Origin of the sequence: Cognatilysobacter tabacisoli (assembly GCF_003586305.1) — a bacterium.
Classification (GTDB): Bacteria; Pseudomonadota; Gammaproteobacteria; order Xanthomonadales; family Xanthomonadaceae; genus Cognatilysobacter_A; species Cognatilysobacter_A tabacisoli.
The window spans coordinates 1098644-1114535 of sequence record NZ_QXJI01000001.1 but is presented as its reverse complement, the minus strand read 5'-3'; the positions used below and the strand labels follow the sequence as shown (position 1 = coordinate 1114535).

18 protein-coding genes are annotated in these 15892 nt (G+C 71.8%); 13 read left to right on the top strand and 5 right to left on the bottom strand.

From position 1 onward, the window contains the following. Window positions 1–69 precede the first annotated feature (69 nt). Together D3A60_RS09715 and D3A60_RS09710 are read left to right on the top strand one after the other, a co-directional pair. On the top strand, window positions 70–2202 hold the full coding sequence (locus D3A60_RS09715; RefSeq protein WP_119718468.1) for a M13 family metallopeptidase: 2133 nt from the start codon (window positions 70–72) through the stop codon (window positions 2200–2202). Window positions 2203–2314: 112 nt separating this feature from the next. Beyond that, window positions 2315–2785 carry a YehS family protein gene (locus D3A60_RS09710; protein ID WP_119718467.1) on the top strand — a complete coding sequence of 157 codons (471 nt, stop codon included), beginning with the start codon at window positions 2315–2317 and terminating at the stop codon, window positions 2783–2785. A gap of 30 nt (window positions 2786–2815) precedes the next feature. Here D3A60_RS09710 and D3A60_RS09705 read toward each other — a convergent pair whose 3' ends face one another. Next, window positions 2816–3190: a VOC family protein gene (locus D3A60_RS09705; protein ID WP_119718466.1), complete on the bottom strand. Its 375-nt coding sequence runs from the start codon at window positions 3188–3190 to the stop codon at window positions 2816–2818. 204 nt (window positions 3191–3394) lie between these two features. On the opposite strand from D3A60_RS09705, the gene D3A60_RS09700 reads away from it, so the two are divergent. Then, window positions 3395–4759 carry a coiled-coil domain-containing protein gene (locus D3A60_RS09700; protein ID WP_119718465.1) on the top strand — a complete coding sequence of 455 codons (1365 nt, stop codon included), beginning with the start codon at window positions 3395–3397 and terminating at the stop codon, window positions 4757–4759. 93 nt (window positions 4760–4852) lie between these two features. Here the strand turns inward: D3A60_RS09700 and D3A60_RS09695 are convergent, their stop codons facing one another. Beyond that, the gene (locus tag D3A60_RS09695) at window positions 4853–5335 is read right to left on the bottom strand and encodes a pyridoxamine 5'-phosphate oxidase family protein (protein ID WP_119718464.1); all 483 of its coding nucleotides are present in this window, start codon (window positions 5333–5335) and stop codon (window positions 4853–4855) included. Window positions 5336–5632: 297 nt separating this feature from the next. Between D3A60_RS09695 and D3A60_RS09690 the strand changes: the two genes are divergently transcribed. The 3 genes from D3A60_RS09690 (at window position 5633) to D3A60_RS09680 (ending at window position 7386) form a co-directional block, all read left to right on the top strand. Next, complete coding sequence (locus D3A60_RS09690; RefSeq protein WP_407062766.1) at window positions 5633–6142, top strand: RNA polymerase sigma factor; 510 nt, start codon at window positions 5633–5635, stop codon at window positions 6140–6142. 22 nt (window positions 6143–6164) lie between these two features. Next, window positions 6165–6824: a hypothetical protein gene (locus D3A60_RS09685; protein WP_157981454.1), complete on the top strand. Its 660-nt coding sequence runs from the start codon at window positions 6165–6167 to the stop codon at window positions 6822–6824. A 100-nt stretch (window positions 6825–6924) separates the two neighbouring features. After that, window positions 6925–7386, top strand: coding sequence for a DMT family transporter (locus D3A60_RS09680; protein ID WP_119718461.1), 462 nt, complete (start codon window positions 6925–6927; stop codon window positions 7384–7386). 21 nt (window positions 7387–7407) lie between these two features. Here D3A60_RS09680 and D3A60_RS09675 read toward each other — a convergent pair whose 3' ends face one another. Next, a complete protein-coding gene (locus tag D3A60_RS09675) occupies window positions 7408–8079 on the bottom strand; it encodes a hypothetical protein (RefSeq protein WP_119718460.1) in 672 nt (223 codons plus the stop codon). Between the two features lie 80 nt (window positions 8080–8159). After that, entirely contained in the window at window positions 8160–8891 is a 732-nt protein-coding gene (locus tag D3A60_RS09670; RefSeq protein ID WP_119718459.1) for an rRNA pseudouridine synthase, read from the bottom strand. 160 nt (window positions 8892–9051) lie between these two features. Here D3A60_RS09670 and D3A60_RS09665 point away from each other — a divergent pair, with 160 nt between their 5' ends. After that, window positions 9052–9909 carry a PA4780 family RIO1-like protein kinase gene (locus D3A60_RS09665; protein ID WP_119718458.1) on the top strand — a complete coding sequence of 286 codons (858 nt, stop codon included), beginning with the start codon at window positions 9052–9054 and terminating at the stop codon, window positions 9907–9909. 30 nt (window positions 9910–9939) lie between these two features. On the opposite strand, the gene D3A60_RS09660 is transcribed toward D3A60_RS09665, so the two are convergent. Beyond that, window positions 9940–10608, bottom strand: a complete 669-nt coding sequence (locus D3A60_RS09660) for a glutathione S-transferase family protein (RefSeq protein ID WP_119718457.1) — start codon at window positions 10606–10608, stop codon at window positions 9940–9942. Window positions 10609–10854: 246 nt separating this feature from the next. Here D3A60_RS09660 and D3A60_RS09655 point away from each other — a divergent pair, with 246 nt between their 5' ends. The 6 genes from D3A60_RS09655 to cysW all read left to right on the top strand — a co-directional run bounded on the left by D3A60_RS09655 (window position 10855) and on the right by cysW (window position 15861). Further along, window positions 10855–11292 carry an RrF2 family transcriptional regulator gene (locus D3A60_RS09655; RefSeq protein WP_119718456.1) on the top strand — a complete coding sequence of 146 codons (438 nt, stop codon included), beginning with the start codon at window positions 10855–10857 and terminating at the stop codon, window positions 11290–11292. Next, complete coding sequence (locus tag D3A60_RS09650; RefSeq protein ID WP_119718455.1) at window positions 11289–11477, top strand: YezD family protein; 189 nt, start codon at window positions 11289–11291, stop codon at window positions 11475–11477. The genes D3A60_RS09655 and D3A60_RS09650 overlap by 4 nt, the downstream gene beginning before the upstream one ends. A 113-nt stretch (window positions 11478–11590) precedes the next feature. Continuing rightward, complete coding sequence (locus D3A60_RS09645; protein WP_119718454.1) at window positions 11591–13069, top strand: OprO/OprP family phosphate-selective porin; 1479 nt, start codon at window positions 11591–11593, stop codon at window positions 13067–13069. A gap of 17 nt (window positions 13070–13086) precedes the next feature. Further along, entirely contained in the window at window positions 13087–14118 is a 1032-nt protein-coding gene (locus D3A60_RS09640) for a sulfate ABC transporter substrate-binding protein (protein ID WP_119718453.1), read from the top strand. A gap of 112 nt (window positions 14119–14230) precedes the next feature. After that, a complete protein-coding gene (cysT, locus tag D3A60_RS09635; RefSeq protein WP_119718452.1) occupies window positions 14231–15013 on the top strand; it encodes a sulfate ABC transporter permease subunit CysT in 783 nt (260 codons plus the stop codon). Then, window positions 14944–15861 carry a sulfate ABC transporter permease subunit CysW gene (gene cysW / locus D3A60_RS09630; protein WP_119718451.1) on the top strand — a complete coding sequence of 306 codons (918 nt, stop codon included), beginning with the start codon at window positions 14944–14946 and terminating at the stop codon, window positions 15859–15861. The genes cysT and cysW overlap by 70 nt, the downstream gene beginning before the upstream one ends. Window positions 15862–15892: the final 31 nt, after the last annotated feature.

Genomic DNA, 15892 nt, shown 5'->3' with positions numbered 1-15892 from the left:
CGGGCGCCAGCGTCGGCCTGGCCGGCGCGCGCGCTGCCGGCCCGCCCGTTCGAATCCGGAGAGACCACCTTGAAGAAGTCCCTGCTTTGCGTCGCGACCACCGTCGCGCTGGCTTTCGCCGCGCCGCTGGCGGCGCAGGATCGCCACGCCTGCGTTGACGACGCCTGTGAGCTCCAGTCGCTGTTCGATACGGCCGACACCACGACGGGCGGCGGCGGTACCGCATCGGCCGCCATCGCCGCCAAGCGCCTGGGCGAGTGGGGCATCGACACCGCCGGCATGAACCGCAACGTGCGCCCGGGCGAGGACTTCTTCGCCTACGTCAACGGCAACTGGGCCGCGACCACGCAGATCCCGGCCGACCGCTCGAGCTACGGCGGCTTCGCGGTGCTGCGGGACCTGTCCGAGGCGCGCGTGCGCCAGCTGGTCGAGAGCTATCCGGTCGGCGACCCGGCCACCGGCGGCGATCAGGCCAAGATCGCGGCGATGTACCGCGGCTTCATGGACGAGGCGGCGATCGAGGCGCTCGGCGCCAAGCCGCTGGCGCCTCACCTGGCCGCGATCCGCGCGGTCAAGGACAAGGACGGCATGGCCGCGCTGATGGGCAAGCGCAATGGCGGCTTCGGTGGCAGCTTCTTCGGCGTGTCGGTGTCCGACGACGCGCGCAACCCGGACCGCTACGCGCTGTACATGGGCCAGTCGGGCCTGGGCCTGAGCGACCGCCAGATGTACCTGGAGGACAAGTTCAAGCCGCAGCGCGAGCGCTACCAGGCCTACATCGCGCAGATGCTGGGCCTCGCGGGCTGGCCGAAGCCGCAGGAGAACGCGGCGGCGATCGTGGCGATGGAGACCCGCATCGCCCAGGCGCACTGGACCCGCGCCGAGAGCCGCGACCGCGACAAGACCTACAACCCGGTGACGCCGGCCGAGCTGGCTGCGCAGGCCCCGGGCTTCCCGTGGGCCACGTACCTGACGGCCGCCGGCGTCGCCCAGGCCGACCGCGCCGTGCTGCGCCAGAACACCGCGTTCCCGAAGATCGCCGCAGTGTTCGCCGACACCGACCTCGAGACGCTGAAGGCATGGCAGGCGTTCCACACCGTCGACGACGCCGCGCCGCTGCTGTCGAAGGCGTTCGTCGACGCGGAGTTCGAGTTCCGCAGCAAGTTCCTCAACGGCCAGCCCGAGCAGCGCGACCGCTGGAAGCGCGGCGTCGCGCTGGCGGAAGGCGCGATGGGCGAGGCGATCGGCCGCGACTACGTGAAGCTCTACTTCCCGGCCGACTCGAAGGCCAAGATGGACGCGCTGGTCGCCAACGTGAAGACGGCGATGGGCGCGCGGCTCGACGCGCTCGCGTGGATGAGCCCGGCGACCAAGACCGAGGCCAAGGCCAAGCTGCAGAACTTCGGCCTGAAGATCGGCCACCCGGACACGTGGCGCGACTACAGCGGGCTGCAGGTCGTCAACGGCGACACGTTCGGCAATGCCGAGCGCGCCCGCAAGTTCGAGTGGGACTACCGCCGCGCGCGCATCGGCCAGCCGGTCGACAAGGGGGAGTGGGGCATGACCCCGCAGACGGTCAACGCGTACTACTCGTCGGTGAAGAACGAGATCGTGTTCCCGGCCGCGATCCTGCAGCCGCCGTTCTTCGACCCGGCGGCCGACCCGGCGGTCAACTACGGCGCGATCGGCGGCGTGATCGGCCACGAGATCATCCACGGCTTCGACGACCAGGGCCGCAAGTCCGACGGCAAGGGCCTGCTGCGCGACTGGTGGACGGCCGAGGATGCGGCCAAGTTCGAGGCGCAGGCCGCTCGCCTCGGTGGGCAGTACGAGTCGTACGAGTTCCCGACGCTGCCGGGCATGCGCATCAACGGCAAGGTGGCGATGGGCGAGAACATCGGCGACCTCGGCGGCCTGACGATGGCGCTCGAGGCGTACCGCCGTTCGCTCGCCGGCAAGCCGGCGCCGGCGATCGACGGCTTCAGCGGCGAGCAGCGCCTGTTCATGGGCTGGGCGCAGGTGTGGCGCACGCTGTGGCGCGATGACGCGCTGCGCCAGCAGCTGGTCAACGGCCCGCATTCGCCGGGCCAGATCCGTGCGTTCGCGCCGCTGCGCAACATCGATGCCTGGTACGACGCGTTCAGCGTCAGCAAGAACGACCCGCTGTACATCGCCCCCGAGGATCGCGTCCGGATCTGGTAACGGCGTGCGGTAGGCCACACGCGGCCGGGTCGGCGCTCGCATTCGCGGGTGCCGGTCCGGCCGTTTTTTCTTGTCTGTGGGGCGCGGCGGCCGGCCCGCGTAGAATGCGCGCATGATCAATAACGACGTCCTGCGCGCGATCCGCTACATGCTCGACCTCAGCGACGGCAAGGTCGTCGAGATCGTGCAGCTGGCCGATCCGGCATTCCCGATCGAGAAGGCGGACGTGCAGGCGTTCCTGAAGAAGGACGACGACGAGGGCTACGCCGAGTGCAGCAATGCGGTGCTCACGCATTTCCTCGATGGCCTGATCGTGCACTACCGCGGCCGCGACCCGAGCGTGCCGCCGCGCCCGGTCGAGACGCGGGTCAACAACAACGTGGTGCTGAAGAAGCTGCGCGTGGCGTTCGAGCTCAAGGACGTCGACATGCACCAGGCCTTCGCCGACGCCGGCTTCCCGGTGTCCAAGCCGGAGCTGTCGGCGCTGTTCCGCCAGCCCGGGCACAAGAACTTCCGCCGCTGCGGCGACCAGCTGCTGCGCAACTTCCTCAAGGGCCTGACGCTGCGCTCGCGCGGCAGCTGAGCTGCCGCGGGGCGCCGCGCGCGCCGAGCGTCACGCCATCGAGTGCAGGCCGAACAGGTTGCCCTCGGTGTCGTAGGCGAGCGAGCAGAACCCGTACTGGCCGATCGACATCTTGTCGCGGTGCACGCGGCCGCCGGCGGCAACCACGCGCGCCGTCTCGACCGCGCAGTCGTCGCAGGTGAAGTACACGAGCGTCCCGCCAGGACCGGACGGCACCCCGTCCATGCGCACCAGCGCGCCGGAACAACCGCCGGTGGGCTCCATGCTGCCGGGAAACGCCAGCATCTCGAGGTCGGGCCCTTCCAGCGGCTCCAGCCGCGTGGCAAGCACGGTTTCGTAGAAGGCGCGGGCGCGCGCCATGTCCTGGACGTACAGCTCGAACCAGACGACGGGATTGGTCTTCATGCGCAACTCCTCGGCTTGTGGGTGTGCGGGCGGGGCCGCCCACCCGGTATGACGAACGGCGAACGCGGGATTCGACGGCAACGAGCGGCAGGCCGGCTGGCCGCTGAACGGTCGTGATGGCGACGTGATTTCTCATGGTGGGTTAAGTGCGTCGGCGCTTCACTGCAGGCCTGGTCGCAGCACGCGGCCCCGTGGAGAAACGACATGACCATGCAGAAGCTGTCCCGCGCCGTCGCCCTGGCGATGGTGTTCGCGGTGACCGCGCCGGCGCTTGCGCAGGACGGCCCGCGCGGCCGCGGTGACCGCGACGAGCAGTCCGAAGAGCGCCGCGCCGCGCGCGAGCGCGACGGCAACGAGCGTTCGCGCCGCGAGCAGGCGCTCGCCAGCCAGCAGGCCGCGCAGGCCGAACGCGAGCAGGGCCAAGCGCGCCAGCGCGAGCAGGCGGTTGCGGCGCAGCGCGCCGAGCAGGCCGAGCGACAGCAGGCGCGGGCGGCGCAGCGCGAACAGATGGAACAGCGGATGCAGGCGCAGCGCGAAGGTGCCGAGGCCCGCGACCGCCAGCGCGAGCAGGCGCTGCGCGCCGAGCAGCGCGCCGAGCGGCGTCAGGACGCCGGCCGGATCGAACAGCTGCGCGCGACCCAGCAGCAGCGAGAGGCCGAGCAGCGCGCACGCCAGCAGGCGATCCGCGAGGCCACGCGCCAGCGCGACGGCGAGGCGGTGCGCGAGGTGGCCCGGCGCGAAGAGCTGGCCCGGCAGGCCGAGCGCCGTCGCGAGGCCGCCCAGGCCGACCGGGCGCGGATCGACGACCGTCGCGCGCGCGCGGCCGATGCCGAGCGGCAGCTCCGCGTCGGCGCCGCCGACCGCATCGAACGTGAACGTGGCGAACGCGACGGCCTCGAGCGCCGCGCGGAGCTGCGCGACGAGCGCCGCGAAATCCGTCGCGACGTGCGCGAGGACGTGCGCGCGCGCGTGTCCGAACAGGAGCGCCGCCAGCGCATCGCGATCGAGCGCCAGCGCTCGGACGACTACCGCCGGTACCTCGCCTCCCGCCAGGCGAGCGAACGCCAGCGCATCGCCGTGCTGCAGCAGCAGCGCCGCCTGCAGCAGTACCGCTACCAGCAGCTGTACTGGGATCGCCAGCGCGACCTGCAGCGCCGCTGGGACGCGCAGTACCGCGGCTACGACTACGACCCGTACTACTGGGCGCCGGTCCGCTACCGCTACGTCCGCGACGGGCGCTACTACCAGGTCAACCAGTACGCGGCGGACGTGCTCCGCCAGGCCGTGCGCTACGGCTACGAGCAGGGCGCACGGGCCGGCCGGGCCGACTACCTCGACGGCTGGCGGCCGGACTACCGCGGCAACTTCGCCTACCTCGACGCCAACTACGGTTACCACGGCTATTACGTCAGCCGCGCGGAGTACAACTACTACTTCCGCCAGGGCTTCCGCCGCGGCTACGAGGACGGTTACAACCGCGGCTACCGCTACGGTCGCTACGACAACGGCAGCTACTCGATCCTCGGGGCCGTGCTGCAGGCGATCCTCGGGTTCCAGCCGTACGGCTGATGCACCGCCAGTCGTAACGCACGACGCCCGGCTCAGGCCGGGCGTCGTCGTTCGGGAGGAAGGTCGGCGAGGGGAGGGCCCGCCTCGCGACGATCAGGTCAGGTCGACCTCGGCGTTCTTGTCCGCGTAGTCGCGCTTCGGATCCACACCGAGCAGCATTTTCACGCCGGCCAGCAGGCTGTTCTCGTTCAACCAGATCTCGGCGTGTTCGGCATCGAAGCGCAGCAGAACCAGCTTGGGGTCGTGCTTGCCGTCGAACCACGCGGCGATGAACGGGTTCCACAGGCGGTCGATCACGGCGCGGTCGTTGTCGACCACCAGGTTGCCGCTGATGCTGGCGAACAGCGAGTGGTCCTTCGCGCTGAACGCGGCGATCGCGCGGCGGTTCTGCGACAGGTGCTCGACCACGGCGTTGGGCTTGCCGGTGAAGAACCAGATCGGCCCGCGTTCGCCTTCGACCTGCGCGGTCATCGGCCGCGAGTGGCCGTCCTCGACGCCGTCGACGCCGAGCATCAGCGTGCGGTCGGATTTCAGGGCCTTCCAGAATTTCTGTTCGAGCTGCTCGGGGGTGTCCATGCGGTTGTCGTTCCCGTGTGGGGGAGGGGCGCGCGCCCGTCCGCGCGCCTGACCGGTATAGGAGCCGCGCGGTGAACGTGGCGTCGGCCGCGCGTGGACCCAAGCGCCGGATGCTTCTCGCGTGGCTCGCGCCGTATGCGGGGCGGGTCGGCACCGCGTGGCGCGCGGCGCCTTCGGCGGCGGCATGGCCGCGCCGCCGATGGATCGCAGGACATCGGCAGATCGGGTGTGAGGAATCGCCCCTCCCGGCGAACCATGGGGGGTGCGGCGCGCGTGGCGCCGGTAACCGGGGGCATCATGGAGCTGGTGGAACCAATGGAGTCGGCGTTGCGGGACGAGTTCGAACAGCGCCTGGCCGCGCACCGTGCCGTCGTGTTCAAGGTCGCGCACACCTACTGCCGCGACCCCGACGACCGCGCGGAGCTGGCGCAGGAAATCGCCGCCCAGCTCTGGCGCGCATGGCCCTCGTACCGCGCCGACCAGCTGTTCAGCACGTGGATGTACCGCGTGGCCTTGAACACCGCGATCTCGTTCGTGCGCAGCAACGCGCGCCGTCGCCGGCACTTCGTCCCGCTCGATCCTGAGGTGCACGACGCCGTCGACGAGGGCGCGCCACTCGACGACGACCCGCGGCTCGAGCGCCTGCAGCGATTCATCGCGCGGCAGGGCGCGCTCGACCGTGCGCTGCTGCTGCTCTACCTCGACGAGCGCAGCCACCGCGAGATCGCCGACGTGCTCGGCCTCACCGAAACCAACGTATCCACGAAGATCAGCCGCCTCAAGCAGCGCATCCGTGACGCGCGCTGACCGGGCTTGCCAGGAGAACACCATGGAACTCGATGAAATGAAGGCCGGCTGGCATGCGCTCGAGGAGCGCCTGCTGCGGCAGGAGGCGGTCAACCGCGAGCTGCTCGCGCAGCGGCAGGTGGACCGGGTTCGCACGCGGCTGCGCTGGTTCATGGCGTGCCGCGCGGTGCAGATTGCGTTGGCGGTGGCGCTCGTGGCGTGGATCGCGCCGTACTGGATCGCCCACCGTGGGCAGCCCGCCCTGCTGTGGAGCGGCATCGCACTGCACCTCTACGGAGTGGCGCTGGCGGCGTCGGGCATCCTCGAGGCGCTGGTGGCGATGCGCGTGCAGCTGGCTGGTCCGGTGTTGCAGGTGCAGCGCTATGTCGGCTACCTCAAGGGCTGGCGGGCCCGCATCGCGCCGTGGCTGGGCCTCTCGCACTGGCTGCTGTGGATCGCGATGGCGCTGGTGCTGTTCGACGTCGCGCTGGGGGTCGATCTGTGGGCGGTCAAGCCGCGACTGGTGCTGGCCTGGCTCGCCTTCGGCGGATTCGGATTGGCGCTGACGGTCTGGCTGCTGACGCTGGCGCCGGCGAGCGTGCGCGAGCCGCTCCGGGCCGGACTGAAGCGCTCGAGCATTGGGGCGACGCTGCTCGGCGTCGACCGCCTGCTCGATGAGGTCGACCGCTTCGAGCAGGCCTAGCCCGCTGCCGCTGCCTGTGCCCGTGCGCACGCGCCCCCGCGCGTGCGCCGTCGCGCCTCCCAGCACCTAGACTGCGGTCCTGATCACTGGAGTGCGCACGATGTCCCCTTCGGTCCTGGCCGCAATCGCTTTTGCCGTGGTGATCGGCGCGCTGCTGCCGCTGCAGGCGCTGATCAACGCGCGCCTCGGTCAGCTCACCCACGGCCCGCTGCTCGCGTCGCTGATCTCGTTCCTGGTCGGCACGCTGGTGCTGACCACCGCGCTGCTCGCCACGCGCACCGCGCTGCCCGACGCGCGCATGGTCGGGTCGGTGCCGGCGTGGGCCTGGCTCGGCGGCGTCATCGGTGCCGTGTTCGTAGTCGGGGCGACGCTGCTGGTGCCGCGGCTGGGCGCGGCGGCGCTGGTGTGCCTGGTGGTGTTCGGGCAGATCGCCGGCTCGCTGGTGCTCGACCACTTCGGCGTGCTGACCGCGCCGAAGCCGGCCGACGCCCTGCGGATCGTCGGCGTGGTGCTGGTGGCGGTCGGCGCGCTGCTGGTGGTGCGGCCCTGGCAGTCGACCTGACCCCGCGCTGCCGCTGCGCCGCTAGCGGAACACGCAGCTGGTGCCGGCCCACAGCGCGGTGATCGGCGCATCGGCGCGCGCGGAGCCGAGCACGCCGTACAGCCCGCCCGCGGCGAACTCGGTGCCGAGCGAGCTCGGCGTGATCGTCGCGTTGTAGGCGACGTCCAGTTCGGCGCGCGTCGAGCCCAGGCCGATGCCCGCCATCGTCGTCGGTCGTGCCGAGGCGTCGGTGCCGCTGCGCGGATTCAACGACCAGCCGCGGAACGTGCCGCCCTGCGACACCAGCGTGAGCCCGTCGGGCCACGTCGCCATGTCGAGCGCACCGGCGCCGCATTCGCCGTTGGTCGACTGCGTCGGCGCCGTGCCCTGGCTGCGGCGTACCGCATCGATTACCGGGGCGATCGGCTGGCCGAACGCGAGCGGACGGGTCGCGCCCGACGCCGGATCGACCAGCCGCAAGCCCTCGCCGTCCAGCGCCAGCTGCAGCGTCGTCGCCGGGGCCGGTTCGTCGGCCGGGGACGCCGCTGGCGCGGCAGGCGGACTTGGTGTCGGCGCCGGCGCCGTGGTCGGTGCAGCCGTGGGCCCGGTCGGCGCGGCGTCGGCCTTCGAGGCCGGCGCGGGGTCGGAGGCGCGGCACGCGGCCAGTGCGGCGACGAGCGCGAGGCAGGCGACAAGGCGGCGGGGATCGGTCATGGCGCGCGGCTCCAGCGGGTCGGCGCCCGAGCATGGGCGCGTCGGGTGATCCGACGATGACGGCGCGCCGGGCGCGGGGTTCAGAACTTCTCGCCGACCGGGTGGTAGCGCCACTCGCCGACCGGCATCTTGCTCAGCGAGATGCGGCCGATGCGCAGCCGGCGGATCGCGACGACGTCGAGGCCGACCTCGCGGCACATGTGCCGCAGCTGGCCGGGCCGCACGTCCTTGATCGCGAAGCGCAGGCGGATCTCGTTCTGCCAGCTGACCTTGCACGGCGGGAGCGGACGCCCCTGGTAGCTCAGGCCCTCGGCGAGCCGGCGCATGCCGTACGGGGCCAGTTCGCCCGACACCTCGACGACGAACTCCTGCTCGATCGACGCGTAGTCCTCGGTCAGTCGCCGCCACACGCGCCCGTCCTGCGACAGCACGACCAGCCCGCTCGCCTCGGCGTCCAGCGGCACCAGCGGCGTCAGACGGTGGAAATGGCGCTTGAGCCGGCGCACGCCGGAGACGTCGCCCTCGGCCTGCGTGGACGGCGTGACCAGCGCCGGCGTCGACTCGAACGCGACGCCTTCGGGCTTGTTCAACAGCATCGTCGCCGGCTCGGTCGCCTCCAGCCGCGCATCGGCGGCGACCTCGACCCGCTGGGTCGTGATCACGGCCTGCGGCTCCTCGACGGTATCGCCGTCGACCGACACCCAGCCCCCTTCGACGTACTGCTGCGCGTCGGCGCGCGAGCACCCGAGCAGGTCGGCGACGCGGCGGTCGAGCCGGATAGGGTCGGTGGAGTCGGATGGACGGGTGGGCATGGGGCGGCCAAAGGCGGGGGGCACAGTGTAATGACCGCCGGCCTGTCGGCCCGAACGCAGGCGACCCTGGCGGCCGATCGATTCAGCCGACCTCGGCGAACAGTGCGAAGATGGCGCCCCCGGTCGCGCGCCCGATGCGCCGATCGTCCACCAGGACTCCATGAAGACCCCCAATGGCCTGCAGGCGCTGATCGACGACGGCGTCATCGACGAAGTGCTGCGCCCGCTCAAGAGCGGCAAGGAAGCGGCGGTGTACGTGGTCCGCAGCGGCGACGACGTGCGCTGCGCGAAGGTCTACAAGGACATGGCGCAGCGCAGCTTCCAGCAGCGCGTGCAGTACCAGGAGGGCCGCAAGGTGCGCGGCAGCCGCGAGGCGCGCGCGATCGGCAAGGCCAGCAAGTACGGGCGCAAGCAGCAGGAGACCGCCTGGAAGAACACCGAGGTCGACGCGCTGTACCAGCTGCGCGACGCCGGCGTGCGCGTGCCCGAGCCGTTCGGCTACTACCACGGCGTTCTGGTCATGGAGTTGGTGACCGATGCGGACGGTTATTCCGCGCCGCGGCTCGGCGAGGTCGAGCTCAGCGCCGGGCAGGCGCGCGAGTACCACGGCGTGCTGGTCAGGCAAGTCGTGAAGATGCTGTGCTGCGGCCTGATCCACGGCGACCTGTCGGCCTACAACGTGCTGGTCGGTCCGGACGGCCCGGTCGTGATCGACTTCCCGCAGGTGGTCAGCGCCGGCAGCAACAACGCCGCGCGCACGATGCTGCTGCGCGACGTCAACAACCTCACCGCGAGCCTGGGCCGCTTCGCGCCGGAGCTGCTCGACACGTGGTTCGCCGAGGAGATGTGGCAGCTGTTCGAGGCCGGCGAACTGCGGCCCGACACCGTGTTGACCGGCGTGTACAAGCACGACGAGCGGCGCGTCGACCTCGACAGCGTCCGCCACGCGATCAACGACGCGCGCGAGGAAGCCCTCATCCGCCAGCAGGGGCGCGAGGCCGCCGCCGAGCAGGACTGATCGGCGCGCGCGCGACGGCCGACGCGACGGTCAGTCGCGGTCGGGCGCTCCGAGCGGGAACAGCGGCCGGAACGGTCGCGCCTCGTCGACGGCGCGCGCGAACGACGGCCGCGCCAGCAGCCGTGCGCGGTACGCGTGCACGCGGGCGAAGCGCGGGTCGATCGGGTGGGTCCAGTCGGCGTAGAACAGGAACGGCGCGGCGGCGCAGTCGGCCAGGCTGAAGCGGTCCGCTGCCGCCCATTCGCGGCCTTCCATGTGCGTGTCGAGCCAGGCATACGAGGTTTCGAGCATGCGCCGCGCCTCGGCCACGCCGTACGGGTCGCGGTGCTCGGCCGGCCGCAGCGCGTCGGCGACGCACTTCTGCTGCGGCGTCGACACGTAGTTGTCGAAGAAGCGGTCGAGCATCCGCACCTCCAGCGCCTGCGCCGGGTCGGCGGGCAGCATCGGCGCCGGGCCGGGGTGGTGCAGGTCGAGGTGCTCGATGATCGTGCTGGCCTCGAGCACCGTCGCGTCTCCGTCGACGAGGATCGGAAAGCGCTTCATCGGCCAGCGCGTCGCGAGCTCGTCCATCGCACCTGCGTCGTCGACCCGGCGGTAGACGAAATCCGTGCCGTTCTCGTACAGCGCCACCAGCACCTTCTGGCAGTAGGACGAGAACGGGTGGGCGTAGAGCGTCAGGGCGGGGCGGGGCGCGGTCATCGGCGTTTCCGGTGCGGGTGTACGGCAGCGACGGGCGGAAGGGTCCGGAATCGACACGTCCGCGACGCGGGCCGCAGCCCCGGGTTTGCTCCAGCGTAGCCGAGCCGGTCCGGCCGCGGGCCACGCGGCATTTCTGCCGCCTGCACGACGTAGGGCGGTCATGCCGCCGCGGCATGACCAGATGCCCGGGCCTTGTTTGCCGCGCGCTCGGCCGACACCGACATTTCCCTACATGGTTGCTGGGAAATGCTGACGATGAAGGCCAAGTACGCGCTGCGGGCGCTGGGCGCGCTCGCCAATAGCGACGGCGAGCGGCTGCAGGCGCGCGCGATCGCCGAACGCAGCGGCGCGCCCGAGAAGTTCCTCGAGGCCATCCTGGTCGAGCTGCGCGACGCCGGGCTGGTCGAGAGCCGGCGCGGGCAGCAGGGCGGCCATGCTCTGTCGCGCCCGGCCGAGGCGATCCGCATCGGCGACGTCATTCGCGCCATCGACGGGCCGTTGGCCCCGGTGCGCTGCGCCAGCGTCACCGCGTACCGCGCCTGCGCCGAGTGCCCGGAACCCGACGCCTGCGCCCTGCGCGCCCTGATGCGTGACGCGCGCGACGCGCTGGCCGGCGTGCTCGACGGCCGCAGCCTGCGCGACTTCGCCGGGGTCGACGCCCCGCGCGCAGGGGCGAGCGCATGAACGGACCGCACCCGCTGCCGCGTCGCGCAGATCCCCAGCGTGATCCCCTCGCGCTGACCGAGGCCGAACGCGCCGTGCTGCAGGCGCTGCGCGAGCTGCGCTACGGCCAGGTCGACGTGATCGTGCACAGCGGCCGGATCGTGCAGATCACCCGCAGCCAGAAGCTGCGCGTCGACGAGCGATGACCTCGGCGATGGCAAGCGTCCGCCCCCTGCAACCGACCTGCCGCCGCCCCGCGCGCGCGGCGCACTTCCGACGCCACCGGACCGCCGGACGCGCCATCGACCCGAGGCCCCAGATGAACGTCCTGCCGCAACCACCCAACCGCAACAGCGCACGCCACCGTCCCCTCCGCGCCACCCTCGTGGCCGCGGCGCTGGGCGCATGCGCGCCGCTGGCGCACGCGCAGTCCACCGACGACGCCTCGGCCTTCGAGCAGCGCCTGCGCGCGATCGAGCAGCGCCTCGGCGTCGCGCCGGACGCGGCGTCGGCCAACGCCGCGCCGGTCGACGCGCTCGACCAGCGCCTGCGCGTGATTGAACGCAAGCTCGAACTTCAGGCCGAGGAGGCCGCCGCGCGCGCCGCGTCGGCGCCGACTGTCGCGCTGACCGCCGCGCGGGGGCTGTCGATCAAGTCGCCGGCCGCCGACGGCGTCGAGCTGAAGCTGCGCGGCCTCGTGCAGGCCGACGGCCGATTCTTCATCGACGACGCGCAGGTGCCGCAGAACGACGGCTTTCTGTTTCGACGCATCCGGCCGACGTTGGAAGGCAGCTGGGGCCCGCTGCTCGGCTTCCGGCTGACCCCGGAGTTCGCCGGTGACTCCGCCACGATCGTCGACGCCTACGTCGACGTGAAGTTCGATCCGCGCGCGACGCTGCGCATCGGCAAGGTCAAGGGGCCGGTCGGGCTTGAGCGGCTGCAGTCGGGCGGGGCGATCGCGCTGGTCGAGCGCGGCTTCGTGACCGAGTTGGCGCCCAATCGCGACCTCGGCGTGCAGCTGCAGGGCGAACTGCTCGGCGGCGAGCTCGCGTACGCCATCGGCGCGTACAACGGCGCGCCCGACGGCCGCGATTCGCCGACGACCAATCCCGACGATGAGTTCGAATACGCCGCGCGCGTGTTCTGGGAGCCGTTCCGCAACGATGCCAACGCGTTGTCGGGCCTGGGCCTGGGCATCGCGGCGAGCGCCGGCGACACGGTCGGGGCCGGCAACAGTTTCCTGCCGCGCTACCGCTCACCGGGCCAGGCGCAGTTCTTCGGCTATGCGGCGAATGTCGCCGCCGACGGCCTGCGGCGTCGCTGGTCGCCGCAAGGGTATTTCTACCGCGGTCCGCTGGGCGTGCTGGCCGAGGCCATCGTGTCCGAGCAGGAGATCCTCGTAACCGCCGGCGCGAACGCCGGTCGGCGCAAGCACCTCGAACACGAGGCCTACACCGTGACCGCCAGCTGGGTGCTGACCGGCGAAGACGCCAGCTACCGCGGCGTCGCGCGGCCGAACCAAAACTTTACGCCGGGTGCGGCAGGCTTCGGCGCACTGGAGCTGGTCGCGCGGTTCGGCGAGCTGGACGTCGACGATGCCGCGTTTCCGCTGTTCGCCAGCGCCGGCAACGCGGCCAGCCGCGCCGAAGCGTGGACTGTCGGAATCAACTGGTACCTCACGCAGAACCTCAAGCTGGTCGCCAACCTCTCGCGGACGCGGTTCGACGGCGGCGCGCCCGCCGGCGCGGACCGCGAGGACGAGAAGGCGTTTTTCACCCGCGCGCAACTTTCCTTCTGAGCCCCGAGGACGCCCCCATGCATCCCATCCGTTCCCCCCGCGCCGCCGTCCGCGTGCTGCGCAGCCTGCTGCTCGGCGCGGCGCTGGCCGCCGGCCCCGCCGCCGCGCAGGACGTCGAGCTGCTGAACGTCTCGTACGACCCGACCCGCGAGTTCTACGCCGAGGTCAACCGCGCGTTCGCCGCGCAGTGGAAGCAGCAGACCGGGCAGACGCTGACCGTGCGCGCGTCGCACGGCGGCTCGGGCAAGCAGGCGCGCGCGGTGATCGACGGGCTCGAGGCCGACGTCGTCACCCTCGCGCTGGCGGCCGACATCGACGCGATCGCCACCAACGGCAAGCTGCTGCCGGCCAACTGGCAGTCGCGGCTGCCCCACAACAGCGCGCCTTACACGTCGACGATCGTGTTCCTCGTCCGCAAGGGCAACCCGAAGGGCATCCGCGACTGGGGCGACCTCACCCGCGCCGGGGTCGGCGTGATCACCCCGAACCCGAAGACCTCCGGCGGTGCGCGCTGGAACTACCTGGCCGCGTGGGCGTGGGCCTCGGCGCAGTACCGCGACGGCGACCAGGTGCTCGATTACATGACGCGGCTGTTCCGCAACGTGCCGGTGCTCGACACCGGCGCGCGCGGCTCGACGACGACGTTCGTCGAGCGCGGCATCGGCGACGTGCTGCTGGCGTGGGAGAACGAGGCGCTGCTGACGCTTGCCGATGCCGATACGCGGGCGAAGTTCGAGATCGTGGTGCCGAGCCTCAGCATCCGTGCCGAGCCGCCGGTCGCGTGGGTCGACCGGAACGTCGCCAAGCGCGGCACGCGCAAGCCGGCCGAGGCGTACCTGCGCTTCCTGTACTCGCCCGAGGGCCAGCGACTGGCGGCCAAGCACCACTACCGGCCGGCGCAGCCCGACGCGGTGCCCGCCGCCGAGCGCGCGCGCTTTCCGTCGGTGCGGCAGGTGACGATCGACGACGCGTTCGGCGGCTGGAAGAAGGCCCAGGCCGAGCACTTCGGCGACGGCGGCTTCTTCGACCGCATCTACCGACCGCAGTGAGCCGGTGAACGCGGTCACGTCACCGGCCGGCCTGCCGGCACATCAGCGACGCGCGCGCCCGGCGCGGGCGCGGCACCCGTTGCCCGGCTTCGGCCTGAGCCTGGGGCTGGGCATGGCGTGGCTCGGCGCGGTGGTGATGCTGCCGCTGGCGGCGCTGACGGTGCGCGCGGCCGGGCTCGGCGCCGACGGCTGGCTGCGCGCGGTCGGCGACCCGCGCGTGACGGCGTCGCTGAAGCTGAGCTTCGGCGCGTCGCTGGTCGCGGCGGTGCTGGCCTCGGCCGCCGGCCTGCTGGTCGCGTGGGTGGTGGTGCGCTACCGCTTTCCCGGCCGGCGGCTGCTCGACGCCCTGGTCGACCTGCCGTTCGCGCTGCCGACCGCCGTGGCCGGCATTGCGCTGACGGCGATCTATGCGCCGACCGGCTGGGTCGGGCGCTGGCTCGAGCCGCTGGGCATAAAGATCGCGTACGCGCCGCTGGGCATCGTGATCGCGCTGGTGTTCATCGGCCTGCCGTTCGCGGTGCGCACGGTGCAGCCGGTGCTCGAGGCGATCGGGCGCGAGCAGGAAGAGGCTGCCGCCTCGCTCGGTGCATCGCGACTGACGACGCTGCGTCGCGTGGTGCTGCCGGAACTGCTGCCGGCGCTGCTGACCGGGTTCTCGCTCGCGTTCGCGCGCGCGCTGGGCGAATACGGGTCGGTGATCTTCATCGCCGGCAACCTGCCGTACCGGACCGAGATCGCGCCGCTGCTGATCACGATCCGGCTGGAGGAGTACGACTACGACGGCGCGATCGTGATCGCCGCGCTGCTGCTGGCGGCGTCGTTCGTGTGCCTGCTGGCCATCAACGCGATCCCGTCGCTGTTCGCGCACGAGCGGCGCGCGCGGAGGACGCCGTGAGCGCCGCCCGCGACGGGCTCGACGAGCCGGCATGGCTGCGCCGGAGCCTCATCGCGCTGGCGGTGCTGGTGATGGCCGGCCTGGTCGTGCTGCCGCTGGCGATGGTGCTGGCGGGCGCATTCGGAGAGGGCTTTGGCCGCTGGTGGGACGCGCTGGCGGAGCCCGACGCGCTGGCCGCGCTGCGCCTGACGCTGTTCACCGCGGCGATCGTGATTCCGCTCAACGCGGCGTTCGGCGTGTTGACCGCGTGGGCGATTGCGCGCTTCGAGTTCCGCGGCAAGCGCGCACTGCTGGCGCTGATCGACCTGCCGTTCGCGGTCTCGCCGGTGGTGGCGGGGCTGTGCCTGGTGCTGCTGTTCGGGTCGCAGGGCTGGTTCGCGTCGTGGCTGGCCGAACACGACCTCAAGGTGCTGTTCGCGCGGCCCGGCATCGTGCTGGCGACGCTGTTCATCACGTTCCCGTTCGTCGCCCGCGAGCTGATCCCGCTGATGCAGCAGCAGGGGCCCGACGAGGAGCTGGCCGCGCGCTCGCTAGGGGCCGACGCGTGGACGATGTTCCGCCGGGTGACGCTGCCGAACATCCAGTGGGGCCTGCTGTACGGCGTGCTGCTGTGCGGCGCCCGCGCGATGGGCGAGTTCGGCGCGGTGTCGGTGGTGTCCGGCCACATCCGCGGCCTGACCAACACGCTGCCGCTGCACATCGAGATCCTCTACAACGAGTTCGACAGCACCGCCGCGTTCGCCGCGGCCTCGCTGCTCGCCGGGCTCGCGCTGGTCACGCTGGTAATGAAGTTCTGGCTCGAGTCCCGCCATGGCGACGCAATCGCGACGATCCATCGGAGGCCCTGAATGATCCCCACCCAATTGCCGTCGCCCGGTG

Excerpts from the sequence above, each read along its gene's own strand:
- D3A60_RS09710 (WP_119718467.1), top strand. The coding sequence starts at position 2,315 with ATGATCAATAACGACGTCCTGCGCGCGATCCGCTACATGCTCGACCTC.
- D3A60_RS09650 (WP_119718455.1), top strand. The coding sequence starts at position 11,289 with ATGAACGGACCGCACCCGCTGCCGCGTCGCGCAGATCCCCAGCGTGAT.
- D3A60_RS09700 (WP_119718465.1), top strand. The coding sequence starts at position 3,395 with ATGACCATGCAGAAGCTGTCCCGCGCCGTCGCCCTGGCGATGGTGTTC.
- D3A60_RS09690 (WP_407062766.1), top strand. The coding sequence starts at position 5,633 with ATGGAGCTGGTGGAACCAATGGAGTCGGCGTTGCGGGACGAGTTCGAA.
- cysT (WP_119718452.1), top strand. The coding sequence starts at position 14,231 with ATGGCGTGGCTCGGCGCGGTGGTGATGCTGCCGCTGGCGGCGCTGACG.
- D3A60_RS09645 (WP_119718454.1), top strand. The coding sequence starts at position 11,591 with ATGAACGTCCTGCCGCAACCACCCAACCGCAACAGCGCACGCCACCGT.
- D3A60_RS09665 (WP_119718458.1), top strand. The coding sequence starts at position 9,052 with ATGAAGACCCCCAATGGCCTGCAGGCGCTGATCGACGACGGCGTCATC.
- D3A60_RS09680 (WP_119718461.1), top strand. The coding sequence starts at position 6,925 with ATGTCCCCTTCGGTCCTGGCCGCAATCGCTTTTGCCGTGGTGATCGGC.
- D3A60_RS09670 (WP_119718459.1), bottom strand. The coding sequence starts at position 8,891 with ATGCCCACCCGTCCATCCGACTCCACCGACCCTATCCGGCTCGACCGC.
- D3A60_RS09660 (WP_119718457.1), bottom strand. The coding sequence starts at position 10,608 with ATGACCGCGCCCCGCCCCGCCCTGACGCTCTACGCCCACCCGTTCTCG.
- D3A60_RS09675 (WP_119718460.1), bottom strand. The coding sequence starts at position 8,079 with ATGACCGATCCCCGCCGCCTTGTCGCCTGCCTCGCGCTCGTCGCCGCA.
- D3A60_RS09695 (WP_119718464.1), bottom strand. The coding sequence starts at position 5,335 with ATGGACACCCCCGAGCAGCTCGAACAGAAATTCTGGAAGGCCCTGAAA.
- D3A60_RS09640 (WP_119718453.1), top strand. The coding sequence starts at position 13,087 with ATGCATCCCATCCGTTCCCCCCGCGCCGCCGTCCGCGTGCTGCGCAGC.
- D3A60_RS09705 (WP_119718466.1), bottom strand. The coding sequence starts at position 3,190 with ATGAAGACCAATCCCGTCGTCTGGTTCGAGCTGTACGTCCAGGACATG.
- D3A60_RS09655 (WP_119718456.1), top strand. The coding sequence starts at position 10,855 with ATGCTGACGATGAAGGCCAAGTACGCGCTGCGGGCGCTGGGCGCGCTC.
- D3A60_RS09685 (WP_157981454.1), top strand. The coding sequence starts at position 6,165 with ATGGAACTCGATGAAATGAAGGCCGGCTGGCATGCGCTCGAGGAGCGC.